This window comes from Vreelandella olivaria (assembly GCF_023507745.1).
Lineage (GTDB): Bacteria > Pseudomonadota > Gammaproteobacteria > Pseudomonadales > Halomonadaceae > Vreelandella > Vreelandella olivaria_A.
The window spans coordinates 78,741-105,459 of sequence record NZ_JALPZO010000034.1; the positions used below are offsets into that span (position 1 = coordinate 78,741).

General features: G+C 52.9%; 17 protein-coding genes and 1 pseudogene. 4 read left to right on the forward strand and 14 right to left on the reverse strand.

The features are described from left to right. Positions 1-34: 34 nt before the first annotated feature. Together HP566_RS03070 and purE are read right to left on the reverse strand one after the other, a co-directional pair. Positions 35-1,150 carry a 5-(carboxyamino)imidazole ribonucleotide synthase gene (locus tag HP566_RS03070; RefSeq protein ID WP_249975795.1) on the reverse strand — a complete coding sequence of 372 codons (1,116 nt, stop codon included), beginning with the start codon at positions 1,148-1,150 and terminating at the stop codon, positions 35-37. A gap of 12 nt (positions 1,151-1,162) precedes the next feature. Continuing rightward, a complete protein-coding gene (gene purE, locus HP566_RS03075) occupies positions 1,163-1,681 on the reverse strand; it encodes a 5-(carboxyamino)imidazole ribonucleotide mutase (protein ID WP_249975796.1) in 519 nt (172 codons plus the stop codon). A 216-nt stretch (positions 1,682-1,897) separates the two neighbouring features. Between purE and HP566_RS03080 the strand changes: the two genes are divergently transcribed. Further along, positions 1,898-2,170 carry an XRE family transcriptional regulator gene (locus HP566_RS03080; protein ID WP_249975797.1) on the forward strand — a complete coding sequence of 91 codons (273 nt, stop codon included), beginning with the start codon at positions 1,898-1,900 and terminating at the stop codon, positions 2,168-2,170. A gap of 49 nt (positions 2,171-2,219) precedes the next feature. Here HP566_RS03080 and chrA read toward each other — a convergent pair whose 3' ends face one another. Continuing rightward, the gene (chrA, locus tag HP566_RS03085) at positions 2,220-3,416 is read right to left on the reverse strand and encodes a chromate efflux transporter (RefSeq protein ID WP_249975798.1); all 1,197 of its coding nucleotides are present in this window, start codon (positions 3,414-3,416) and stop codon (positions 2,220-2,222) included. A gap of 92 nt (positions 3,417-3,508) precedes the next feature. Next, complete coding sequence (ilvD, locus tag HP566_RS03090; RefSeq protein WP_249975799.1) at positions 3,509-5,191, reverse strand: dihydroxy-acid dehydratase; 1,683 nt, start codon at positions 5,189-5,191, stop codon at positions 3,509-3,511. A 135-nt stretch (positions 5,192-5,326) separates the two neighbouring features. Here ilvD and recC point away from each other — a divergent pair, with 135 nt between their 5' ends. After that, positions 5,327-8,974, forward strand: coding sequence for an exodeoxyribonuclease V subunit gamma (gene recC / locus HP566_RS03095; protein ID WP_249975800.1), 3,648 nt, complete (start codon positions 5,327-5,329; stop codon positions 8,972-8,974). A 17-nt stretch (positions 8,975-8,991) separates the two neighbouring features. Here recC and pncB read toward each other — a convergent pair whose 3' ends face one another. Then, positions 8,992-10,173 carry a nicotinate phosphoribosyltransferase gene (gene pncB / locus HP566_RS03100; protein WP_249975801.1) on the reverse strand — a complete coding sequence of 394 codons (1,182 nt, stop codon included), beginning with the start codon at positions 10,171-10,173 and terminating at the stop codon, positions 8,992-8,994. Between the two features lie 224 nt (positions 10,174-10,397). On the opposite strand from pncB, the gene recB reads away from it, so the two are divergent. Both recB and recD read left to right on the forward strand, forming a co-directional pair. Then, positions 10,398-14,306: an exodeoxyribonuclease V subunit beta gene (gene recB / locus HP566_RS03105; RefSeq protein ID WP_249975802.1), complete on the forward strand. Its 3,909-nt coding sequence runs from the start codon at positions 10,398-10,400 to the stop codon at positions 14,304-14,306. Continuing rightward, positions 14,303-16,630 carry an exodeoxyribonuclease V subunit alpha gene (gene recD / locus HP566_RS03110; protein WP_249975803.1) on the forward strand — a complete coding sequence of 776 codons (2,328 nt, stop codon included), beginning with the start codon at positions 14,303-14,305 and terminating at the stop codon, positions 16,628-16,630. The genes recB and recD overlap by 4 nt, the downstream gene beginning before the upstream one ends. A gap of 102 nt (positions 16,631-16,732) precedes the next feature. Here the strand turns inward: recD and HP566_RS03115 are convergent, their stop codons facing one another. The 9 genes and pseudogenes from HP566_RS03115 to HP566_RS21520 all read right to left on the reverse strand — a co-directional run. Then, the gene (locus HP566_RS03115) at positions 16,733-17,029 is read right to left on the reverse strand and encodes a hypothetical protein (protein ID WP_249975804.1); all 297 of its coding nucleotides are present in this window, start codon (positions 17,027-17,029) and stop codon (positions 16,733-16,735) included. Between the two features lie 104 nt (positions 17,030-17,133). After that, positions 17,134-17,874: a hypothetical protein gene (locus HP566_RS03120; protein ID WP_249975805.1), complete on the reverse strand. Its 741-nt coding sequence runs from the start codon at positions 17,872-17,874 to the stop codon at positions 17,134-17,136. After that, the gene (locus tag HP566_RS03125; RefSeq protein WP_249975806.1) at positions 17,871-19,523 is read right to left on the reverse strand and encodes an RNA-directed DNA polymerase; all 1,653 of its coding nucleotides are present in this window, start codon (positions 19,521-19,523) and stop codon (positions 17,871-17,873) included. Before HP566_RS03125 ends, HP566_RS03120 begins: the two co-directional genes overlap by 4 nt. A 233-nt stretch (positions 19,524-19,756) precedes the next feature. Then, positions 19,757-20,092, reverse strand: coding sequence for a DUF427 domain-containing protein (locus tag HP566_RS03130; RefSeq protein ID WP_249975807.1), 336 nt, complete (start codon positions 20,090-20,092; stop codon positions 19,757-19,759). A gap of 362 nt (positions 20,093-20,454) precedes the next feature. Then, on the reverse strand, positions 20,455-22,206 hold the full coding sequence (locus HP566_RS03135) for a GMC oxidoreductase (RefSeq protein WP_249975808.1): 1,752 nt from the start codon (positions 22,204-22,206) through the stop codon (positions 20,455-20,457). Between the two features lie 334 nt (positions 22,207-22,540). Next, on the reverse strand, positions 22,541-22,891 hold the full coding sequence (locus HP566_RS03140) for a TfoX/Sxy family protein (protein ID WP_249975809.1): 351 nt from the start codon (positions 22,889-22,891) through the stop codon (positions 22,541-22,543). A 211-nt stretch (positions 22,892-23,102) separates the two neighbouring features. Continuing rightward, positions 23,103-24,188: pseudogene (locus HP566_RS03145) on the reverse strand (IS3 family transposase). A gap of 254 nt (positions 24,189-24,442) precedes the next feature. After that, positions 24,443-26,335, reverse strand: a complete 1,893-nt coding sequence (locus tag HP566_RS03150) for a hypothetical protein (RefSeq protein WP_249975810.1) — start codon at positions 26,333-26,335, stop codon at positions 24,443-24,445. A gap of 235 nt (positions 26,336-26,570) precedes the next feature. Next, positions 26,571-26,719, reverse strand: a 149-nt coding sequence (locus tag HP566_RS21520) for a transposase (protein ID WP_284041292.1), incomplete at its 5' end; no start/stop codon positions are given.

Consider the following 26,719-nt stretch of genomic DNA (forward strand, 5'->3'; position numbering starts at 1 on the left):
CCGCCTAATTCAGGCGGCTTTTTCAAGGTTAACGCTAGGGCGTAAAGCTCCACGCTACGTCTGGCGCATCAGGCAGCAACGCCTGGCAGGCACGCACTTTTTCCAACAGCTCAGCATGGGTTTCCGCCACTACATTAACGTGCGCCAGCTTGCGCCCTGCCCGCTCCACTTTGTCATAGCGGTGCAGATGGGTATTTTCAATCGCCAGTATGGCGGCGTTGTCACCTTCACGGCCAATCACATTCACCATGCAGGTAGGGGCAATGGCCTGGGTACTGCCCAGGGGCAATCCCTGCACAGCACGCAGATGGTTCTCAAACTGGCTGGTTACTGCTCCATCCATCGTCCAGTGGCCGGAATTGTGCACCCGTGGCGCCATCTCGTTAGCCAATAAACTGCCATCGCGGGTTTGGAACAGTTCAAGGGCCAGCACACCCACATAATCCAGCTCATCCAACAGCGAACGAATATAGCTATCGGCGGTTGCCTGAACACTGGCATCCAAGTCCGGCAGCGGTGCAACGGAGTAGCGCAGAATTCCCTCCACATGCTGGTTTTCCGCCATGGGGTAAAACACCACCTCCCCATCACGCCCGCGTACCGCAATCATCGAGACTTCCCGCACAAAATCGACAAAGGCTTCCACAACCAGTTGGCGATGACCAATGGCATCCCAGGCCTCCTGTGCCTGCTCCGGTGTTTTCAACACCGCCTGGCCTTTACCGTCGTACCCCTCAGTGACCGATTTGGCAACCACAGGGCAGCCCAGCGCTTGCGCCGCAGTGGCCAATTGCTCTGCGCTTTCGACCACACGGTAAGCAGGTGTGGGGATACCCAGGCGATCAAACAGCGCTTTTTCTTCCACCCGGTTTTGGCAAACGGCAATGGCTTTACTACTGGGGTAGACCGGTTTGTGCTGCTCAATTTGCTGAACCAGTTCAACAGGCAGGTGCTCAAACTCGTAGGTCACCACATCAACCTTATCGAGAAACTCCGCAAGCCGCTGGTTGTGGGGGTCTACGATGACATCACCAATACCTGCGCTAGGGCTTCCGGTGGTATCCAAAAAAGTAAACCGGTTACCTAGCGGATAACCCGCCAACGCCAGCATGCGGCCCAACTGGCCCGCGCCTAACACGCCGATATTCATGGCCGGGCCTCCTTATTGCGTTTCTGCGTCGGTATCGGGGCGAGGATCAGGGTTATCCAGCACCATTTGCGTTTGCTCGGCACGGAACGCATCCACCGCCTCACGAACCGCAGCGTCTTGCAAACCGACAATCTGTGCGGCCAGCAGGCCTGCATTGGTAGCTCCGGCCTTGCCAATCGCCAGCGTTCCCACCGCAATGCCGCCAGGCATTTGCGCAATAGAGAGCAGTGAATCCAACCCCTTAAGCGCTTTGGATTCGACGGGCACCCCCAATACCGGCAGCGGCGTTTGCGAAGCCACCATGCCCGGCAAGTGGGCAGCGCCACCGGCCCCCGCCACAATCACCTGCAAACCTCTCTCAGCAGCGCTTTTGGCATAATCGAACAGCAGGTCAGGGGTACGGTGTGCTGAAACCACGCGGGTCTCATATACCACGCCCAGCCGCTCCAGCATCGCCACCGCGTGCTCCATGACCGGCCAATCAGACTTTGACCCCATGATCACGCCCACCTTGGGTGCGCTGTTCGACATGCAAAAACTCCTCGGCCTTACGGCCTGCTAAAGCAAAAAGCGATCAACGAGCCGATTATCATCAGTGGCTCACCAGAAATAGGAAGGCGCATAGTTTACCAGAGCCTGCCCGGTTGCGGGCTTTATGAAGGGTGCGAAATTTTCATCTAATTAGGCATTGAAAAGCGCGTGACTTGGCGGCATTGTGTATTTGTCATTTCAGACTGATGGAGTCACATGAGTACGGCATACTCAACTGCTCACGCAGAAACACTGGATCCTCCGCGAAGCAGCCCTGACCTTGACGTCAGGGAACTGGAAAAACGTACACGCCTGATGCGTATTATTACCCGCCTGATCGCCGTATCAGACCTGGGAAGCCGCGAAATCGCCCACCGGGCGGGGCTACCAGTGCAAAAGATCAGCGATCTGCTCGCCGGAAGGCTTGAGCACTTGAACATTGATGAACTCAATGTTCTACGCAGCACCTTAGAGCTGGAGGCGCCATAGCAACAACCTCCACGCCTGATTTCACTGTCTCTGCTTTGCTCCGCTCCAATTACTGGGGCGGAATGACGATCCCGCCCAATGCCACTACCAGTACCACCATCCATGCAGGAAGCTTCCACACGGTCAGCAGTAAAAAGCCCGTGAGCGCCAGAGCAAACTCGTAAGGCCCAATAATCGCGCTGGTCCACACTGGCTGATAAAGTGCGGCGCCTAAAATACCTACCACCGCCGCATTGGCACCACGCATGATCGCCTGCGCGCTTCCCCACTGGCGAAAGTGGTTCCAGAATGGCAGCACACCCACCAGCAGCAGAAAGCCAGGAATAAAAATCGCCACTAACGCCAGCAGCGCGCCTACCACCCTATTCATATCAGGCAGCAGCGCGCCCACGTAGGCGGCAAAAGTAAATAGCGGGCCTGGCACCCCCTGGGCCGCGCCATAGCCTGCCACAAATTCATCTGCCGTAAGCCAGCCCGACTGTACCACTTCCGCTTCCAGCAGCGGTAACACCACATGACCGCCACCAAAAACCAGCGCACCCGAGCGGTAAAATGCATCCACTACCGCTAACCACGCGGCACTGCCCGCCAATAGAGGTAGCAACACTAACAGCGCCACAAAAAGCCCCAATGCCAACATGCCCGCAAGGCGGGATACCGGGAATTGCAACGCCCCATCTGCCGTGGCAACAGCACTTTCACGGCACAGCAGCAGCCCCGCTACACCGCCCAACACAATGGCTACTACCTGCCCTACCACCCCACTGACAAGCACTACGGCCAACACAGCGAACAGGGCAATACCCGCGCGGATTGTATCCGGGCACAGGTGACGCGCCATCCCCCACACCGCGTGGGCCACAATCGCCACTGCCACCACTTTGAGGCCATGGATAATGCCGCTGGCAACAGGGCCATCCAGCACCGCTGCTCCAAACGCAAACAGCACCAACACAATGGCGGAAGGCAGCGTAAACGCCAGCCACGCCATAGCGGCACCCCAAGGGCCTGCGCGCAGTAAACCAAGTGCAAAACCAACCTGACTGCTCACGGGCCCCGGCAAGAACTGGCACAGTGCGACTAAATCGGCGTAAGCCTGTTCAGTAAGCCACTGGCGGCGTTCCACAAACGCGGTACGAAAATAACCAAGGTGCGCCACCGGCCCGCCAAATGACGTCAGCCCCAGCACCAAAAACGACCAGAATACCTCACTGACTCGCCCGCACGCCCGCTCCTGTTGTGCCATCTAGCTCACCGTTTACCCAATGAAAAAGCGCAAGGCTTTCATATTACGCCTTACGCTTTATATCTTCATGACAGCTTGAGAACCAAGCCGGGTTACTCGTGGTCAGTCACCGCCCCCGTGCTGGCCGAGCTTACCAACCGAGCATATTTGGCGAGTACACCACGCGTATAACGGGGTTCAGGCTGCTGCCATGCCGCCCGGCGGCGCATCATATCTTCGTCACTCACATCTACATCAATGGTGTCGGCTTCAGCATCAATGGTAATAGGGTCGCCATCCTGCACCAGCGCCAGCGGGCCACCGTCGAAGGCTTCCGGCGATACATGCCCCACTACAAAGCCATGGCTACCACCGGAAAAACGACCATCGGTAATCAGCGCCACGTCGTTCCCCAGGCCACGCCCCATAATCGCAGAGGTTGGCGTGAGCATCTCCCGCATACCGGGGCCGCCCTTCGGGCCTTCGTAGCGAATCACCACCACATCACCTGCGACTACGGTGCCATCATTAATGCGCGCCTGGGCTTCCTCTTCGGAACCAAACACCCGCGCCGAACCGCTGAAACGGGTGCCTTCCTTGCCGGTAATCTTTGCGACGGCGCCTTCTGGGGCCAGATTGCCAAACAGGATGCGCAGGTGGCTTTCCGCTTTAATCGGGTTACCCAGCGGCGCGATAATCTGTTGCCCCATCGGGTAGGGCTCAACATCGGCAAGGTTGTCCGCCAGGGTCTTACCGGTCACTGTTAAGCAGTCGCCGTTGAGCAGCCCGGCGTCCAGCAGAATTTTCATCAACGGCTGAATCCCACCAATGGCTACCAGCTCACTCATCATATAGTGGCCGCTGGGACGCAGATCAGCGAGTACCGGCACCCGCTTGCCGATCTCAGTGAAGTCCGCCAGGGTCAGCTCCACGCCGATGGTGCGCGCCATACCGATCAGGTGCAGCACCGCATTGGTAGAGCCGCCTAGCGCAATTACCACGGTAACCGCATTCTCGAACGCTTCACGGGTCATGATATCGGAAGGCTTAATATCGCATCCCAACAATGCCAGTACCGCCTCGCCCGCGGCTTTGCAGTCGTCGCGCTTTGCCTGGGAAATGGCGTTCTGCGCCGAGCTACCCGGCAGGCTCATACCCAGCGCCTCAATGGCCGAAGCCATGGTGTTGGCGGTATACATACCACCACAGGAGCCAGGACCAGGAATCGCACTCTCTTCGATATTTTTAAGTTCGATCAGATTGATATCGCCACGGGAGTGCGCCCCCATCGCCTCAAATACCGAGACAATATCGGTATGCCCTTTGCCGGGCATAATGGTGCCGCCATAAACAAATACGCTGGGGCGATTCAGCCGCGCCAAGCCCATTACACAACCCGGCATGTTTTTATCGCAGCCACCAATGGCAACTACGCCATCAAAGCCTTCACAGCCCACCACGGTTTCAATGGAATCAGCGATGACCTCCCTGGACACCAGCGAGTACTTCATGCCTTCGGTGCCGTTGGCGATGCCATCGGAAATGGTGATGGTATTGAAAATTACGCCCTTACCACCTGCAGCATCGGCACCATCGCGGGCAAACTCCGCCAACTCACCGATATGGCTGTTACACGGGGTGACCATACTCCAGGTGGAAGCAATGCCCACCTGCGGCTTGTTAAAATCATCGTCGTTAAACCCCACTGCCCGCAGCATGGCACGGCTGGCTGCCTTGCCGGGGCCATCCACCACCGAGGCAGAGTGGCGGCGGGAATTATTGGCAGGCTCGGTCATCACGGACTCCTCAGGAAACGCATTACGGTGACCACAGCTTGGCGATATAACGTTCATCCCGCAAGGCACTTAACTTATGGCACCATAGCGTAACTGCTACCTGTGACGCTTATCGCCGTGAAGGAACACCACCGCATGCCTGCTAACGCTTTGCTAACTCCCACCTCTCTTAACCCTGGCTTTATGGTGGTGCATGCTAACCGCCTGGAAGACCTGCGCGGGCTGGCGGTGGAGTGGATGCGCAGGCATCCGTTGGGGCCGCTGGAAAATGAAACCATTCTGGTACAGAGCAACGGCATAGGGCAGTGGTTAAAGCTGGCGCTGGCGGAAGACCCCATAAATGGCGGTGCCGGCATTGCCGCCGCGCTAAATGTCATGTTGCCAGCACGCTTTTTATGGCAGGCCTACCGTACAGTGCTTACCCACGTGACGGGGGATCCCACGGCAGTACCGGAAACATCGCCGTTTGATAAATCCCGGCTGGTATGGCGGCTGCTGCGCCTGTTACCCACCCTGGCGGGCAAAGAGGTATTCGCCCCACTGGCCCAGTTTCTGGAAATTGACCGCGACCAGCGCAAACACTACCAGTTGGCTGAGCGGCTTGCGGACCTCTTCGACCAATACCAAGTGTACCGGGCCGACTGGTTAGACGCCTGGGCACAGGGTGATGACGTACTGATTACCGCTCGGGGAGAGCCCCGACCGCTGGAAGAGCATCAGCGCTGGCAGCCTGCGCTATGGCGTATACTGCGTGATGATGTGGCTGCCAGCCAAGGGGAAGCAGGCCTGAACAGCAGCCGCGCCCAGGTGCACCGGCGCTTTCTAACCGCTACCGAACAACTGGCAGACCAGACCTGCCCACCGGGGCTGCCCCGCAGGCTGATTATTTTCGGCATTTCCTCCCTGCCCCAGCAAACCCTGGAAGCCCTGGCGGCGCTCTCCCGCTGCTGCCAGATTGTGCTCTGTGTGCATAACCCCTGCCAGTATTACTGGGCGGATATCATCGAACACAAAGACCTGTTGCGGGCCAACCGCTATCGCCAGCGACGCAAAGCAGGCATGCCAGAAACGCTGGACGTGCTGGGCACCAGCGACGCAGATGACGCCCTGCACCTGCACGCCCAACCGCTGCTGGCCGCCTGGGGCAAACAGGGTCGGGACTACCTGCGCCTACTGGATGAACACGATGATACCGGCCACTATCAAACCCTGTTTGAGCAGCAGGCGCTGCGTATTGATATGTTTGAGCCGTTTAACACCCCGGAGCATAACTGCCTGCTCAGCCAGCTCCAGGATGATATCCGCGAGCTACGCCCCGTCGCGGAAACCTGCTCCCATTGGCCTGCCCTCAACCCGGCAGACGACTCCATCGTGTTCCATATTGCCCACGGCCCTCAGCGGGAGGTGGAGGTTCTCCACGATCAATTGCTGGCCGCTTTTAGCCAGGACCCCAACCTGCGCCCACGGGATATTATCGTGATGGTGCCGGATATCGACCGTTATGCACCGCATATTGAAGCGGTATTTGGCCAGCTACCTGCGGATGACCCGCGTTTTATCCCTTACACGCTTTCCGACCAGGCCAGTCGCCACCGACTGCCACTGATGATTGCCCTGGAAAAACTGCTGCGTCTGCCGGAACTACGCCTGTCGGTCAGCGACCTGCTGGATTTGCTGGATGTACCCGCCCTGCGCCAGCGTTTTGGGCTGGAACAGCGTGATCTCCCCATACTGGCGCGCTGGATGGAGGGCGCAGGTATCCGCTGGGGGCTAAATGCCAGGCAACGCCAAACCCTCGACCTGCCCGATGGGCTTGCCCAAAACACCTGGGCATTTGGCCTGCGTCGCCTGCTGCTTGGCTATACTGTCGGCGCAGGCAGTGCCTGGCAGGGTATCGAGCCATTTGACGACATTGGCGGGCTGGAAGCGGGCCTTGCCGGGCCGCTGGCCACCTTGCTGGAAAAACTGGAAAGCACCTGGGAGACCTTTTGCCAGCCCACGGATGCGGCCAGTTGGGTAGCCCGGTTGCGTAGCCTGCTGGAAACCTTTTTCCTGACCGATGATGCCCAGGAAAGCGTGATGCTCACCAGGTTGGAAAACGGCCTTCAGCAGTTGCTGGAAAGCAGCAGCGAAGCCCAGCTGACCGAGCCGCTGCCCCTTTCTATGGTGCGCGAACACTGGCTGGCACAGATTGATGAGCATAGCCTTTCCCAGCGCTTTTTAGCCGGGGCGGTCAACTTTGCCACCCTGATGCCCATGCGCGCCATTCCGTTTAAGCGGGTGTGCCTGCTGGGCATGAATGACGGCGAATATCCCCGTTCCCAGCCACCGCTGGATTTCGACCTGATGGGCAGTGACTATCGCCCCGGCGACCGTTCCCGACGGGAGGATGACCGCTACCTGTTTCTGGAAGCACTGCTTTCCGCCCGGGAACAGCTCTACATCAGTTGGGTAGGCCGCAGCCAAATCGACAACACACCGCTTCCTCCCTCTGTGTTGGTAGGCCAATTGCGTGATCACCTGGAGGCAGGCTGGGGCTTTGAATCCGGTGAACCGCTGCTGGAAGCACTCACTACCGAGCACCCGCTACAGCCCTTTAGCCGTCTGTACTTCAATAAGGAGATCAATGAGGGGAGTAACGAGCAGGCTGGGCGACTATTCACCTATGCCCATGAGTGGCGGGAAGTACACGCACCACGCCCAGCCCAGCCGCTTGTTCAACCTCTCGCACTGTCAGCGGAAAACACACCTGCCACTTTAACACTGGGCCTGTTGGGCAGCTTTCTGCGCGAACCGGTGCGCACTTTCTTTAATACCCGGCTGGGAGTCTACTTTGAGCAGCAAGCAATTGCCGAGCTGGATGCCGAACCCTTCGCCCTGAATGGCCTGCAAAACTGGCAGCTACAGGATCAGTTGATTGCCACCCAACGCCACGCGGTGGATAACGGCCAGTCACGTATTGAAGCCCTACACGCGGCCCTGGACCGCTTACAAGGCCAGGGAGTACTCGCCATGGGCGCCTTTGGTGAACGCATGCGCGAATCGCTGGCCGACCCCATGGAGGAGCTATTCAACGCTTACGAAGAGGCACTAGCCGCGTGGCCCATCGCACTGCCTGCGCCAGAAGCTATCACGGTAGAGGGTAGTGGTGGCCTTGTGCTTGAGGATTGGCTGGGCGAGCTACGCCAGAACGAACGCGGCGAGCGATGCCGACTGCTGTTACTTAGCAGCAGCTTAATCAGCCAGGGCAACGGACGTGGGCAATACCGCTGGAGCCACTTGCTACGCCCCTGGGTGGCGCATCTGGCAGGTAATTTACACGGCCCGATGACCACCCGGTTGCTCTCCAAGGCGGGCCATATCACTCTTGAACCCATTAAGGCCGATCATGCCCGCATCCATTTGGTCACCCAGCTAAGCGCCTGGCAGGATGGCCTGGAAGCCCCCTTACCGCTGGCCACCATGGCCGCCTTTGCGTGGCTCACCAAACAGGGCAACATTGAAAGCACCCGGGAAAGCGATGCCTACGCCGCTGCCGCCACCAGCTATGAAGGCGGGCGCTTCCAGCAAGGAGACGTTACGCTTAGCGCATACCTAAGCCACCAATGGCCTACCTTTGAGCAGCTGTTTAGTGAGCAAACAGTCCACGGTCACCGCTTTGCCACATTAACCGATGCGCTCTATGCACCGCTGTTTAATGCCGTTAAAAACTTCTCTGCCAAAAGCTCCTCTATTAAAAACTCATCTATTAAAAACAAGGCAGAGAAAGATAAGCGGTCATAAAACGGCCCAAGCAAGGGCTACACGCTTGCACGGCTCAAGGAGAGCACCCGCTTCGCCAGCGAGATCATATCCTGGTCGCCGGTGTGCTTATCAGGAACATCGGAGAGTTTGATCACCGGTAACCAGTCCTGCCCCTCGGGACGGGCTTCCACCATTTTGATCACCATGTTCATTGGCTCGACACCAACATCGTTGGTGAAATTGGTGCCGATGCCAAACGCCATCCCAATCCGGTTCTGGCAAAACGTCTGGATGCGTTCGACCTTTTCCGGCGTCAGCGCATCGGAGAAGATAATCGTCTTGCTTAACGGATCAATACCCAGACGCTCATAGTGGGCAATGGTCGCCGCCGCAAAATCGATAGGATCGCCGCTATCATGGCGCACACCGTCAAACAGCTTGGCAAACTTCTTATCGAAGCTGTCAAAAAACACCCGCGAGGTAAAGGTGTCCGTCAAGGCAATGCCGAGATCGCCGCGGTACACATCCACCCAATGTTCAAGCGCCAGGCTGTTCGCCATTTTGAAACCGAAGCGGGCACCATGGAACATAAACCACTCATGGGCGTGGGTACCAATCGGTTTAACACCATGGCGCATAGCCAGCAGCACATTGCTGGTGCCACTGAACGCCTCACCGCCATAGTGATGCAGTGCGCCAACCACGCGATCGTGAATCGCAAAGGAGAAACGCCGACGGGTGCCGAACTCGGCGATTTTCAACCCCAAACGGCGGTACAGCTCAATTTTATCCCGTGTCCGCTGCTCTACCAGGGCATCATCTTCCCGGCTCACGATGACATCGCGCAGCTGGTACCAAAGCTCGCTGATTAGCGCCATCAGCGGCACTTCCCACAGGATGGTGCGATACCAGGGCCCCTCTATCACCACGGACAGATCGTGCCCCTGCTGCTCAATAATCACCTCGGAAGGGTCGTAATGAAAGCCCGCAAGGAAATCGAGGTACGTTGGATCCAGGTAAGGGCAGGTCACCTGAAGATAGCGCTTCTCCTCATTACTCAGGCGAAGTGCCGCCATTTTATCGACCTCACGACGCAATACCGCGCCGAATCCATCGGGAAAATGGTGTTCACCTCGATTGATGAAGGCGTAACGCGCCTGTGCATACGGGAAGCGTTTGATCACGGCATTTTGCATCGTGATCTTGTAGAAATCGTTATCCAGAAGCGATGTCAGCATGAGTTCCAGTCTTGAATGTGAGCAACAGCCGCCGGTAGCGTAAACAGACCGCTCTCATAGTGGCTCGCGGACAAGATTATCAGGTGAAGCGGCTGCCATACAGCCCAAGGCCCTCACTGAAGCCTTTTGCTCCCTATCTATCAACGCGATATAGTGCCTCAGCTCGCCCTTGGTTACCTATCAAGGACGCTTTGCTTTACATCGCCAGCTCCTGGAGAACAGTGATGAGCCAGCCCTCCCCACTCAACCCCCTGAGCTTACCGCTGCACGGCAGCCGCCTGATTGAAGCCAGTGCGGGGACGGGCAAAACCTTCACGATTGCACTGTTATATGTGCGTCTGGTGTTGGGCGGGCAGCACAACGAAGACGAAACAGCCTTTATACGCCCGCTTACGCCACCGGAAATTCTTGTGGTGACGTTCACCAACGCCGCCACCCAGGAACTACGCGAACGGATTCGCCACCGGCTGGTAGAGGCCGCTGCAGTGTTTCGGAAAGCGCCGGGCGCGAAAGGAGCAAGTCACGAAGAGAGTCTTGTTCCAGGGATAGAAAAAGTAGCGCCCAAGGATGGGTTCACAGCGCCCTCGCAGTGGCCTGCTTCCGAGCTTGCGGACGACCCGCTCCTGCTCCAACTCCGCGACCAATATGATGAGGCCACCTGGCCCGCCTGCGCCCGCCGACTGGAGCTGGCCGCTGAATGGATGGATGAAGCCGCGGTTTCTACCATTCACAGTTGGTGTTACCGCATGCTGCGGGAACACGCCTTTGATAGCGGCAGCCTGTTCTCACTAAATCTTGAAAACGACCAGCGCGAACTAGAGCTGGAAGTGGTACGCGATTATTGGCGTACCTTCTATTACCCGCTGGATGCCAACGCCCTTGGTAACATCATCCGCTACTGGAAATCCCCCGGTGAGTTACACGCCCAGGTTACCCGCCTGTTGCCAGAAAGTGCGGCGCTGGGAGCATTACGCCCACCGCCCATTGAATCGCTATATACGGCAGAGGCAGAACGCAACGCACTCTTAAGCCAGTTGAAAGCCCCCTGGGTTAACTGGCTGGACAACCTGGTGCCTGCGCTCGAAGAGGCCGCCCAACGTAAAGCTTTCAAAGGGCAGAGCTTTAATGCCAAAAGCCGCACCAACTGGCTGGGAGCACTCAGTGAGTGGGCGGAAAGCGATGCGGACCGCCCCACACTCACTGACACCGCCTGGAAACGCCTAACCCCGGCAGGGTTGGCTGAGATATGGAAAGAGGGCCACCCACCCTGCCCAGAGGCCTGGGAAGCGTTAGCAGCGCTACCGGCAGCACTTAATGCCCTACCCGAACCGCGCAACGACTTGTTAATTCATGCGGTGCAGTGGTGCAAAGTGCGCCTTGAACGCGAGCAGGAACGACGCGCCGAAATGGGCCCTAACGACTTGCTTACCCATCTGGATCGCGCTCTGCAAGGCCCCAACAAAGAAGCCCTGGCCGCACAAATTCTGCGCCAGTTTCCGGTAGCGTTGATTGATGAGTTCCAGGATACCGACCCGATTCAATACCGCATCTTTAACGCAGTATACCAGGTAGCCAAGCCCCGCCGGGATGCCGCCATACTACTCATCGGCGACCCCAAACAGGCCATCTACGCCTTTCGGGGAGCGGATATTTTTACCTACCTTCAGGCTCGCCAGGACACCGCAGGCCGTCACGTTACGCTAGGCACCAACTTCCGCTCCAGCCGTGCCATGGTCGATGCGGTTAACCACTGCTTCCATTATGCCGATCAGCACCCGGCCGGTGCCTTTTTATTTCGCGAGACAAGCGGCGCTAACCCGTTACCCTTCCTCTCGGTGGATGCCAAAGGCCGCGACGAACAACTGGTACACCAGGGCCAGCCGGTGCCCGCCATGACCCTGTGGCCGCTAGCCTCCGATGAGCCGCTTTCCAAAACCGCTTACCAAACCGAAATGGCCGAACGCTGCGCCTCACATATGGTGGAGCTGCTGTCAGCGGGCCAGCAGGGCAAGAGTGGTTTTCAACACAGTGATCACCTTACAGCGCTAAAACCTTCCGATATGGCGGTACTGGTCAATGGCCTGCAGGAAGCCCGCGCTATTCGTCTGGCACTGGCCAGCCGTGGGGTAAAAAGCGTCTACCTTTCTGATCATGACAAGGTGTTTAGCTCGCCTATGGCTGGGCAGGTGGAGCGCTGGCTACGCGCTTGTGCCGAGCCGCTGGCCAGCTCCCGACAGGCCGAAGCGCAGCTGCGTGCAGCCCTGGCAACGCCGGTGCTGGGCTTGAGCCTTGCCGACCTGAGCCACCTGCAGCAGAACGAGCTGGCCTGGGAAGCGCGGGTGGAACAGTTCAGCGACTACCACCGGCTATGGAAACGCCAAGGCGTTCTGCCACTGGTAAGGCGCATGATGGTGGATTTCGATATTCCCGCCCGGCTGTTGGCAACCTCTGAAGAGGGTGAGCGTTTGCTCACTGACCTGCTACACCTGGGTGAACTGTTGCAGCAGGCCAGCCAGGAACTGGATGGTGAACACGCCCTCATCCGTTTTTTGGCAAACGCCATTGCCGACCCGGAGAGTCACGGCGACAGCTACAAGCTGCGCCTGGAAAGCGATGCGGATTTGGTTAAGGTAGTCACCATCCATAAATCCAAAGGGCTGGAGTACCCGCTGGTATTTCTGCCGTTTATCGCCAACCACCGGCCAGTAAAGGCCGAGGATGTGCCACTGCGCTGGCACGATGACAACGGTACGCTACAGCTAAACCTAAGCGCTGACAAAGACACCCTGGCAACCGCCGACCGGGAACGCCTGGGAGAAGACCTGCGCAAACTGTACGTGGCGCTCACCCGTGCACGCCATGCCACCTGGCTGGGGCTGGCCCCGCTTAAAGGGCTGGAGGCAAGCGCCCTGGGCTATCTGATCAATGGCGGCCACACCATCGCTCCGGCAGCGCTGACTCACGCCCTGGAAGCCTTGGCGGAAGGTAGCGGCATTCGTATCGACTCCCCCCCAGCCCCTACCGCCCAGCGGCTTGCTCCACCGACCGAAACCACCACGTTAGGCCACGCCCGCACCCCGCTGCGCCCCGCGAAGGAGCACTGGTGGATTGCCAGCTACTCAGCACTGCGCCTTTCCGGCACCTTGGCGGCACCTGTCGCGCCGCCCCTGGAACCCACCACCGCCCAGGAAGCCACGACGTTCGAGGTGTTGGATGAACCGCAAGACATTTCGCTTACGCCTGATGACACGGAAAGTCTTCGAGCGAAGGCCAGTCTAGGCAATCTTTCGCGAGAAGGCGGAGTTTACAAGGGAGTAAATAAGCATTTCGAGCAAAAGATTAACAACGAATGGTCGAGCGCAGATACTTTCCATCTGCACAAGTTTCCCCGCGGCCCCGGCCCCGGTACCTTCCTGCACGGGCTGTTGGAGTGGGCAGGCAGAGAGGGCTTTGAAGCCGTTGTAAAAGAGCACGAAGCGCTTAACGATATGCTCTGGCGACGGGTACAGCTGCGCGGCTGGCAGGCATGGCAGAAACCACTTTCGGGCTGGTTAAGCGCGCTGCTGACCACGCCCTTGCCCTTGCCACCGCCATTAAAAGGCTCAGTGAGCCAGCAAAGCGTGGCCCTGACCGAATTGAACAGCTACCAGGTGGAGCTGGAGTTCTGGTTCGCCGCGAAGCAAGTGAATACCCGAGCGATCGACCGATTAGTTAGCAACTACTTACTGCCAGGAATGGAGCGACCAGCGCTGGATAGCGATACCCTTAACGGCATGCTGAAAGGTTTTATCGACTTGGCTTTTGAGCATCAGGGGCGCTTCTATGTACTGGATTGGAAATCCAATTACCTGGGGGCTGACGATAGCGCCTACACCATCGATGCGCTGCACCAAGCGCTGCTTGCCAAACGCTACGACCTACAGGCTGCCCTTTACCTGCTTGCCATGCACCGGCTGCTCAAAGCCCGCCTGCCCAACTACGACCCGCATCAGCATTTAGGCGGCTCCATGACGGTATTTCTGCGCGGCAGCCGCAGCCCAGGGTGCGGTGTCGTGTGTGAGCCCACCCCGGTTGAGTTGATTGAAGCACTGGACCACCTGTTTGCAGGCACACCCGAAGAGGCCACCTCATGAGCAACTCACGCAAAGAGTTTCATACCCCGGACCTCTTTGGTGCCCCCCCGGAGACAGAACAGCCTACGGAGAATCGTGCTCTGAGTCCGCAAGTGAACGCTCACCCTGCGCTTAGCGATACCGATGCGCTACTGGCACTCTGCGAGCGCTGGGTAGCCAGAGGATGGCTAAAGGACTTGGATCGCGCCCTGGTACGCTTTCTGGCAGTGGAGGCACCTGATGCCTCGCCCCTACTGCTACTGGCCGCTGCACTGGCCAGCCACCAGTTAGGCCGCGGCCATGTATGCCTCGATTTAAACGCCACCCTGAGCGCGCCGGATTTCGCGCTTTCACTGCCACCGGAAGGGGATGATCTGACCGACCCGCCCCCGCTGCCCAGTGAGGTGCTGGCGACGCTCACCCTCGCCAAGTGGCAAACCGCCCTGCACCACCCCGTGCTTACCAGTGAAGGCCCCGGCAATACCCCGCTGGTGGTGGCGAACGCGGCCACTCAGCACGGCGAAGGCAGCCACACCACCCGCCTCTATTTACGCCGCTACTGGCAGTATGAACAAACCCTGCACCAGGAGATCGCCAACCGCTTAGCCACCAGCCATGACAGTGAACGCTTACCCTATGGCGAGTCTGCCGATTCACAACGCCTTCTTAAGCAAGCACTGGATACCCTGTTTACCCCCACAGACACCCTGGACTGGCAAAAAGCCGCTTGCGCCCTGGCGGCCCGCAGCCGCTTCGGTGTCATCACCGGAGGCCCCGGCACCGGCAAAACCACCACCGTGGTACGCCTGCTTGCGCTGCTGCAAACCCTGCAACTGGCCCAAGCGCCCAGCCAGCCGCTGCGCATCCGTCTGGCCGCCCCCACTGGAAAGGCAGCGGCACGGCTGAATGAATCCATCGCCGGGCAGGTAAATAATTTACCCATCGCGCAACTAGAAACGCTCTTAAATGAGCAGTTTGAGGAGCGACTCAACGCCGCATCGGCAAGCGCAATAGCGATACCCACCGAAGTCACCACGCTTCATCGCCTCTTGGGCGCTCGGGCGGACACCCGACACTTCCGCCACAACGCCGACAACCCACTAGCGCTGGATGTACTGGTGGTGGATGAAGCCTCAATGGTGGATATCGAAATGATGACCGCCGTGCTAAGTGCTCTGCCCGCCCAGGCACAGTTAATATTGCTGGGGGATAAAGATCAGTTAGCCTCTGTGGAAGCCGGAGCGGTACTGGGTGACCTATGCCGCCGGGCCGACGCTGCCCACTACACCCAGGAAACCGCCCAGTGGATTGAGCACGCCACCGGCCAGCCGCTACCGCCGGAGTACCTCGACCCCCACGGCCAGCCTTTAGACCAAGCCATTACCATGCTGCGGGTGAGCCATCGCTTTAATGCACAGAGCGGCATTGGCCAGCTTGCCCAGGCCATCAACCAGCCTGGCCATGTGCAAAGCGAACGGGAAAAACAGCAGGCTGTGCACAGCGTGCTGCGCCACGGTTACCCGGATTTACACCACCTGGTGTTAGGCAGACATAGCGGGCACGCCGACGAAGATAGCGAACTGGATAAGCTGGTCACTAGCGGCAGTCCTGGTGGTTTTCTGAATAACGGGGAGGGCCGCACTAACCACAAAGGGGAGCTTATCGCCCCCCCCACTGGCTACCGCCACTACCTACAGGTGCTTAAGCAGCGGCGTCCACAGGGGCTATCGTTTGAGGAGAATACTAACACCTATCACCACTGGGCCAGCGAAGTGCTTAACGCCTACAGCCACTTTCAGTTACTGTGCGCACTTCGCAAAGGCCCTTGGGGGGTAGAAGGCTTAAACCTACGCATCGCCAAAACGTTACGCCGCGAAAAGCTATTGCTCGGCAGTGATCACACCTTAGAAAACGGCTGGTTCGAAGGCCGCCCGGTGATGGTCACTCAAAACGACTACGGCCTGAAACTGATGAATGGCGATATTGGCATTACAATGGCGGTGCCAGATCCGCGCGCGCCCGGTAGAACGTTGTTAAGAGTCGCCTTTCCTTCTACAAGTGCCGCCAACGACTCAGAAAACCCGATCCACTGGGTACTGCCTTCCCGTCTGCACGCGGTCGAAACCGTATTCGCCATGACCGTACACAAGTCCCAAGGCTCGGAGTTTCAGCACACCGCCCTACTGCTACCGCAAACGCCCAACCCGATTCTCACCCGCGAGCTGGTCTACACCGGCATCACCCGCGCCCGGGATTGGCTCACGCTGGTGGAAGTTAAACGCGGGGTGTTGAATGAGGCTGTTACTAGGGAGGTTATGAGGGTGAGTGGGATGGGGTGTATTTAATGCAGAGTGCAGCGGCGACCTACGCTGTTTATGCGCGGAGCACATACATAAGACGTCCAGCCCAGGCGTCAGCCTGGGCGTAATGGAGCGATTTGTTATGAATTACTCATTTACCTGATATGTAATGGGTGTGCCAATGTAAGTAAGGTACAAAAAAGTACCATTGCTAAACTGCTGCGTGCTTGATGTAGCTTTAATACCAATTATCGCATTTGCATCCGAGGGAGCTACTGCGGCTAGCTGATCAATAGCTTCTTGATACTCATTTTTATTTTTTCCGAAAATATTCCGTAGAAGGCCCTTATTAGAAACCTCAATTGTCCTCGTCACTTGAACCATCGAATACATCTCTTTAATCTCACAGTTCGATGGCAGAACTTCTGTGCTTAATAGCAACATATTTTATTTCCTTGCTGATTGTAGATTCTTGGAAAAATCCATAATGCCTTGCTAGCCGAAAAATTGGGAGCGCAGCGAGTAATTTGCCCGTGAGCAGCAACCTGTTAAGTTCCGAATTCTTCCACAAAATTATTATCAACAATAAATTTTTGAATTTCAGAAAACAAATCTTGACTATTCAATGCGCTCAAATTTATACAAAAGCCTTCTACATCTTCTGTAAATGCTATTCCCATTCTCGGGTTAAAAAGCTCAATATGACTTATATTGAATGATTCTCTAGAGTAGTGATTCAATACAAGATAAACCAATATTTGCCTTAAATCCGATAAATTAAACCGCCTTTCACCAGACTTTATTTCAACCAATTTACAACCTGAAACAACATCACCAAATGATTCATTAATAAAACCGCAACCGTCAAATTTAGGATCTATGACAACACTTAAACCATCGGCAAAATATCTAATATACATTTGCCTAAAAAGCTGTTTAGCTTGTTCTTTCTCCTCAACAGAAAGAGGCAACGAACACTCAGCCCCATAACTAAATTTTGACAAATAATTCAAATCATTTTTCAACAACAATTCAAAGCGTTGGCTGTTAAAATACTCATTGCTATTTAGTTGATCTAACGTCTGAATTTTATTGCATAGCTCTCGTAGCATACTAAACGCATGCACATTAACTAATGCAATATTATTTTTTCGGTCAGCTGTATTAAAAGGTTCATAAACTGGCTCTAGCAGACCACCATTTATCAACCTGACATAGTTTTTTGAATTGGGTAATATTTCATTCCAAAATGAAGTAAACTTTCTAGAAAAAGTAGATTCTGAAATCATAGAGCTTCCTCCAGATTTTTGCTATTTTTTCGAAGCCCTCCCCACTCTCTATAAATCTCATCTATAAAGTTAAATTTAGCTTTATTATGAGTTAGCCAATGCTTGCCTTCATCACCTAAAAGATATGAAGAAACAATGAAAAGCCGCCTTTGCCAAGGGGTCATTGTCGGAAATGTTCTTCTCAGCTCAGATAGCCAATAGTGAGTATCCCACTTAGCCATTGCTTGTGTAACGACTAAAGTAATTAAAATACTATCCGTGTTTGAACGATGTATTTCAGTTAAAATCGTTTGCCCTTCAACATTATTTTCCTTAGCAAAAAGCTTAACAACGTATGCAAGGTTTAGCTCTGTTTTCAGAATAAAAGAATCTGTTTTAATTAGCTCTATAAGCTTATCTCTTACCATTTTTTTGGTTTTCACGTCTAACCGCGACCAATTTGTTGTAGCAACTTGAATTATTGTGTTAAATATCGGATATAACTCATTAATACTATTGAATATTACGTTAAAAGCATTCGACAAAACTCGATCATCAACAGCAGCAAATGCTCGAACAAGCTGTTTACTAAAAGGTTGATTAATTTTAGATTTTTGCAACTCGTCACTTAACATGCCAAGTAAATCAAAGTCACTCAATGCTTCCTTTATTTCTTCATACTGTTCAGCTGCATTTTGTGAATAAGGATCAAACCTAATAGGCAAGCTCATGAACTTAGCTTTCATAGGTGATCCTTCATCTTCATCAAGCCCAAACAACTTTGACTGAGTTAATGAAGTAAACTCATCCTTTGATAGGATATTCGTTTTATGCTTCTGAAGAGTTAAACCTTCATTCTCCATAAGCTTTCGACTAATAAAAGTAAGAACTGAATGTGCATCTTCTTTAGTCTCGCAGAATATTATAAAATCATCAACGTATCTTTTGAACTTTATCCCATTAATAAGCAGTATATGATCTAGTGAATCTAGAGCCAGCTCTGCAAGCATCCTTGCAGCAGGCCCTCCTACAGGAAGTCCATACGAATTAGTTCCTGAAAAATTCTGTATAAGCTTTTTTATTTTTGATGAGACATCTTTTTTTGGATCTATTCGATCTAAAGCATTTTCGAGTCTATGGTGATAAATTCTTGTATAAAAATCAGCTATATCACAAGTTAGAATGTAATTAATTGATTTATCATCTTTTGCTAGCTCCAAGCTGTCATTTTGAAACTTACGCCAACTTATATTCTTATCAAATAATGAGCCTGTATTAAAATCAGGAGAATACCTGTACGAGTACACATAATTATCAGCAACTCTTGAAGCTTCGATTTTTTCACTTACCGAAAGCACTAATCCTAGAAAATAGGCGTTCCAATATGGGTCTATTTGAGTAGCCCATCGGTAGCCATTATAGCCCACCGTTGAACATGTACTTATATTAACTGGCGGACACTCATTTAATCTATTCTGAAAGTCTTTATGTGTTTCATCTAAGGAAGTTAATAATTTTTCAAAAATATCTGAGAACATTCTGGTTTCGTATGGAAAAGGAAAAATATCGGTGTCACCAAACTTTATTATATTTTTGGTAGATAGCGCGAATGCTGACTTTAATTCACCTTCCCTGTAGGCAAAGGTTTCAGTTGTAACTTGTAGTACCATGAGCATTCCTTATTGACATTTGAAATTGCAGTAAGAACTTAACAAGTATTAGGCAGCGTGTTCTAATATTGGATGAACGTGCCAGCACGTTTATCGAAAAAACACAGCCCACCTTTTTGAATATAACCGACTGACCCGCAACAAAATTAATAAAAACTAGACTGTATTTACCGAATTCGCACACGCGCGGCCTTTTCCACTTCGACAACACTAGGTAAAGAATTAATCTTCCTTTATCCATTCACTACCGCCACACCTTCACCACCAAACGCCACCCTACCCGCAATAGCTTCCATGCCTTTAATTGGCTGCTCGTAGCTCCAGGCGATATCCTGGCGTTCACCCAGCGATAAAGTCACCGCATTCCCTTTAAACGGGCAATAAGTGGTGGTTTCTGAAACGGTGAGTAACTCCATCCGCACGTCTTCGTGAGGAAAGTAGTGGCGTGGCGGGTAGCCGCGTTCGCGGAGTTCAAGCGTATTGGTGGAATCAGCAATTAAGGTGCCATCAACATGCGCCTGCACGCGTTGGCTAATAGGGTGAAGCTCAATGCGTAGGGCATTTGGCATTAGGTTTGTTCCCTGCGGCGTTTTTCGCTCTAATAAAATTAGCTTAGCAGTTAAATCCGTTGAGTCCCACGCCTCCCTCGTAGCACTTTAGGCTACGGAAATGACCTGGGTCATATTTATGCTAATGCTGTCTATTTCACTATGACCGCCCTGCCACCGCCCGTAACATCTCCTTAGTTTCCCGTTTGCTTGAGTGGTCAAGCACAGACCTACTAACAAAACCGCCGTATAATGTTCGAGGGTTTTATCACCCCGGCACAATGACGAGAGCGCTAGCACGGGCACAGGAAGTACAGGAGACTAAGGAAGGTAAAGATGACCGGCAGCGTCTTGGCGCTGCTGGCCTTGGGAGAGGAAGCGAGCTATTTCGTGCTTTCCAGTTTGTCCGCGAGATCTTGGGCCAAAGCCACCATGGTCAGTGTTGGGTTCCAGGAACCACCCTGCGGCCATAAGCAACCACCGGTGACATACACATTATTGCTGCCTCTGAATCGATAATTCAGATCCACAGGGGCGGACGCTTCTTCACCAAGATACAGGGTGGAACTTTCATGAACCAGGGCATCAACCCGTCGCTGATCCTCGCTTGGCCGCTCGGAACTCCATCGACCCAAATCAGGGTCACCATGCCAGTACTCGACCTGAGAAGCCCCCATCGGAGAGAGCACATCTTCCAGGATACCGAAAGTGGCATTATCCATGGCATTCCAGGTCTGATAGTCCCGGGTATTCTCCTTGACCTGCAGCAATGAATTGGTGGTGATATTTTGGTCCTGATCATTGCACAAGAACCAGGATTCAGAATTTTTATAATCCAGTTCACCCAACACCGCACAGACAAATACCACATAGCCTGCGGATGTTTCCAGTTGGGTCGGTGATGCGGTTGCCACCACATCCGGCATGTAGCGCAATGCCGTACCCGCATTCTTCTTCGGGTTCACATCCCATAGCGACGACAGCTGAATATGGAATTGCTGTTCATAGTTTTTTTCAGCCACACCAGCAACATAACAGGCACTCAACTCCAGGTCGCCAAACTTATCTTGCGGATCCAGTGAAGATTTGGGAACCCGTGCCACGATGGAACTGATGAAATGCGCGGAAAAACGTTCGCCCAGCGTTTGGGTGCCTGGAAAGGAGTTGCGCAGGAGAGTAGTGGGTGGCAAGGTGCCCATGGCAAGAACCAGTTTTGCCTCGCCCAGCGGCAGCACGCCTCGGGAGGTTTCCAGGGCAGTGGCCTGACGAGAACCATTGATCTCTTGTTGCTGAATTCTTTCTACAATGCACTCAGTGACAATATCCAGCCTGGCGCCCTTCCCGGAAACATGCAGCTTGGCCTGCTGATCGGCCAGTGCGAGAATATCGCCGGGTGTTGAATACTTCTGGAAGTCAACGCCGTTGAAATCCTCAGAGGCAGACGCCAAAGGTGCGGCCTGGGTTCGGTAGATTCCCTCGACGCTTTTCCCCTTTTCTTCAAGCAGCGATTGAATACGCTTCTGCAGGGGGCCATAGACGGGTCGACTCTTGCCTATGACGTTTAACTCCTCTGTACTGCGCCCCTGGTCGACTTGATCGGCTCTCTGGACTCGCAGCAGTTCCTCGGCCGTATCAAAATACTTTCGAGCGGCATCAATGGTGGCTTTTGGCCAACCGTTAAATTCAGCATCATTCGGCCGTGGACACCAGGCGCTCCACAGCGTGGAGCGACCGCCGAAGAAAGGCACCATGCCGTGTTGCCAGCGAACCGGGCCATTCTTGCCCAGGGCAGTAGAAGCGGACATCGTCCAGGGGAAGGTTTCAGAAAGTCCACCCAGGGTGTCTTTAAAGGGCAAGGGGAGGTTTTGAAAATGCTCCGGAAGAAAGAAGGGACCGCGCTCGATCATAAGAATACGGCTATGAGGGTTTGACGCTAGAACGTGTTTCGCAAACGCCAGGGCACAAAACCCAGTCCCCACCACCACGTAGTCGTAACGGTTCTGCTCTCTGGCGGCTTTCCACCCCGCATTGGACAAGAAGAACACATGATCCATTACCCGTTGCCCGGAGGGGGTTTGCGGCCCGGGTGTCGGGTAACCATATTGAAGATTCTGACTTGCGGCTGCTGTTCCCATGTCGTAGCTCCCTACGTTGATGTTATTTTCATTTTCCTGGGGTTCCGTGCGGGGTTGTTCCCGGCTATTTATTCACTCTCTCGTCTCCCCCACTTCCTCCAACGGTTGCTCATAGCTCCACGACACATCAGCCAAATCATCAAACGAGGCCTAGGGTCATCTCTTGCGTATAGGCTATGTCGTTATGTGTTCTTAATGCTTAAGTGCTCAGTCTAGTACCTAATAATGATTTGTCCATGTGTAGGATGGCGGGTACCAGTAGAGAATGCCCGCGAGTTGGGCGTCTCGGCTTTAGAGCATTGACTAACATACAGTTGCATGTTGGGTCCGCGATTTATTTCTTTATCTTTGGCTTGTTCTTTAATGCTTGGGAACGAAGGGCGGCCTCGAATGAGCGGTGTGCCCAGATGGCTGCTTGCTCGCGATCATCCATGATTTCATCGGGTGCCAGGTAATAGGACATCCTCATTAACTTGCCGCTCTTGTTGTACTTGAACGAACCCAATCCCTCTTTCTCGAAGTAGCCTGAGTTTTCAGCGTCCGCTTTCAAGTAAAGGGTGTCTTCGGCGACGAGAGCAAACATCAATCCATTGTGGTATATGCCGTACCCACCGAACATTTTCCGAGCGGTGATTGGCCCGAAGAGCTCGAAGACTTCCTGAAGGTACTCAATGTATTCACTCATAAATTAATCAAGCACTCCTAGGCTCTGTCTGAAAAGTCATCAATGTTACGCTCTTCCTGCTCATTGAACCGGAGGGCTATATGGCAGGCCGTTACGAGCTGTCTGATCAGCGTTGGCAGATGATTGAGGACATCATTTCTCCGCCGCAGACATGGGGCATCCTCGCCGGGACTGTAATCCCCCATTTTTCGCAGCAGCTATTCGTAGAAACTTAACCTGTCATCAGTAGCTGCCGAGGAGGGATGCCACCGATAGCAGTATGGGGTCGCTCGTTATTGTATTGCCATAGCCACTCAGTCGCGAGTTCCTGTGCATGACTGACCGAGTGGAACTGATGCAACTCCAACTATTCATGCCGTACCGTACGATTGAACCGTTCGATATAGGCATTTTGAGTCGGCTTGCCTGGCGGGATGTATAAAAGCGTTATCCGATGGCTGTTAGCCCAATCGATCAACGATTGAGCGATGTACTCAGGGCCGTTATCCAGCCGGATGGCTGCCGGTTTACCCCGCCACTAGATGATGTGCTTCAGAGAGCGGATAACGCGGGCACTCGGCAGGGATAGGTCAACGTCGATACCTAAGCCTTCGCGATTGTAATCATCGATGACATTGAAGGTTCGCAGTGTTCGACCGTCGATCAGCGAGTCACTCATAACATCCATAGACCATACCTGGTTGATAGCCGTTGGCACACTCAAGGCATCTGGCTTATCTCGCATCAAGCGTCGCCTGAGCTTGATGCTCAGGTTCAACTCAAGCTCCCGATAAATGCGGTAAACGCGCTTATGATTCCAGGTGTAACCCCGCACATTACGCAACTGCAGATAGCAAAGCCCAACCCCTCAGCGCTTATTGGCTGTCGTCAAGCGCAGAAGCTTATCGGCAATGACGTCGTTCTCAGAACGCAGTTTGGGCCGATAGTAGTAGCAGGACTCACTGACGCTCATGCATTCACAGGCAAGGCGAATACTGACACCATGGCGTTTGATAGTAGAAGCGGCCATCTCACGTCGCTGAGATGGCTTTACCACTTTCCCTCAAGTGCTTCCTGACGGATCTCAGCTTTGAGCTTTTCCTCGGCATACATCTTCTTGAGTCGGCGGTTTTCATCTTCGAGCTCTTTTCATCCGCTTCATCAACGAGGCGTCCATGCCACCAAACTTGGCGCGCCACTTATAGAAAGTAGCACTGCTCATGCCATGTTCACGGCATCACGCTGGGACAGGCACACCTGAGTCGGCCTACTTGAGGATGGCGAGAATCTGGCTATCGGTAAATCGTGACTTTCTCATAGAAAACGCCTTACGCTCATTTTATCGGAATTTTCTACTTATAGCCGCTTCGGATTTCTGGGGGGATTACACCTTGAAGCGTGGCATGCTAACCACTCCTTGTTTGTTTTTTCGATCCTACCAAAACTTAGGCATCCGCGGGGTTTTTATACAGTCTCAACGCCCGGCTCACCGAGCAAATTTTTGATGGCGGCTTTTGTGCGGCTTTTTTGCACAAAAGATGACAGCGGAAATTTGTCCGGTGCAGCCGATTGTTACGTGTTATCTATAAAATGACGAATTTTTACGGCTGTCTTCTGGCCAAATTTACTTGCCAACGATTTGCAAAAATCTATTAATTTAAAACCAAATATTAGATTCAATATAGTAACCACAAGCAACACTAAAAACACTATTGACTTAAAATCAAAGTTCCAAATGTCACTAATAGAATCAGGGGTTGTGTACATTAGAGCGTAGCCCAGTAACAATACCCATAACCCTATAGTCGAAACCAAAAATATACGGTTAACGATAAGAGAAACTGTGTCAATAATTTTATCTATTTTCATAGTCTGATATGCTACTTCTTTTTCAGCATCTTCCAGCCTAGTGCCCAACTCTTCTGTATATATCTTTTTTGCTTTCTCTAAAATTGTGCTTACGGAACCAAACATATTGTCATCTGATGAAAACGCTTGATCCATTAGCTGGTCTCTCGCTGCCATGCTGTGGATCAACACGTGATAATCATGTTCGTTTATTTTTCCCTTTTCTTTGAGTCGGTTTACTTCACTAATATAATCTGACCACAATGAATCTGAAGGTAGAAGTGCTGAATAGCAGTTGGCAACTAACCTGTCCTTAGGAAGGCCGGCTGTTTTTTTGACAGATTTCATCCAAACCAAAGATGAGAATACATGGTCCCCCATACATACCGATGCATTGGAATGCCCGTATTGTTCATTAAAAAACAAGGTTGATAGTCTAGCTAACTGTGCATTTGTTGTTATAAAAATCGCTTTGCATCTATCGAGATAGTCTTGCTTTCTTCCCTCTCGTAGCTGGAAAATTGCCTGTAAGCAAGCAATATCATGCGCTCGTGCTTTCTCCGATTGGTGTTCGAACACGCTGGCAAGCTTTTCAGATAAAGCGCTTTCATCTAATGAAAATGCTTTAATTATTTCAGGTTTTTCTTCAACAAATATCCCTTTTTTATTTAGTTTTTCTTCTAGGCTATTCATTATAATCAGCAAGTCAGACGGCGTTATTGAATTCTGATTAATATAGTCGAAGACATCGCTTGGCCTATTTGGGTTTAGTCGACCATATTGGTCAATTTGATTTAGCGCGGCAAAGAATATGCCATGTAATTCGTCAAGGGTATTTCTGAAACAACGGGTATATACACCCATATCCTTTAGCATTTCCATTAACTCTTCACATGGAATGCATAGTTCTCTCTGAGAGAAGCCGAGAACCCTTACTAAAAACTGCGTATCTAAATAGACAACTACTTTCTTTAATGGCTTATTTGTAATGTCAGTAGCATTTTGAGAGTAATAAAATGTTTCTGTTAGCATTGCTCCACGAACAAATGAAAGGATTGATTCAAATGATTCCTGATCGTGCTTATTTGAGTAAGCCACAAATTTTGAAACTAGAAATTTGTTTTTGTCTGAGTGTGCAGCCTTGATCTTTTCAGCTTCGCTTAGGTTTACAAATAGTAATGGAGCAATGTCATATAATACTTCGAAGAAGTATGTTGAAGCGATTTCTTCCTCTACATCTACGGAATGCTGACTTTTACAGTAATTAACAAATTTCTGAACTAAGCCATTGTATCTTCGTTGCTCAGCATCACGCAAAGTAGAGAAGTTGGAACTTTTAACACGATCTCTTTGGATTTTATATATTCCGTGAGGCTGCTTCTCCAATAGTTGGTATTTATTGGTAGCTCTTTTTAGCAAGCTGAGTACCGCACCAGTCGGTATTTTAAACTCTGCAATTTCAACAAATTTTTCCTTGAATTCATCAACAGAGAAAACGTCAGCGGTCATCATACCCAGTGTTTCATGAACCAAAGGGATATAGTTATCTAGAATATCAGAGCCTTTCTTATCCCAATTGACCCTAACAACTGCCATATTTACAAGAAACCTATCCATATATTCTCTCTTATTTGATGCTTTCTTTTGTGTCGACTGACTGAGCCACGTAACGAGGCTGTAGAAAAACCCGATTTCGAGTCGTCTCCACCGCCTCTCGTCCTAATTTACTTACTCAGCCAGTCATCTGGCTGAGTAATCTTAATATCGGCATTTAGCCACTTGAGCGCCCAGCTAAAGCTTGTTTAAGTCGGCCTTTGGCTCTTAGAAAGCAGCTTACCCCGCTCTAAGCCCTTCAGGACGCGGCTAAGTTACCGTAATTCGCTAACTTCTCAATATTGTGTATCAGGCAGTAAAGCTGCCACTGGCCCTGTACTTTCTTCTTGCCCCGAAGACTGAAGCGGTTCAGTCTTTTCGTCGTGCCAATGTTTCCAAAGACGGGTT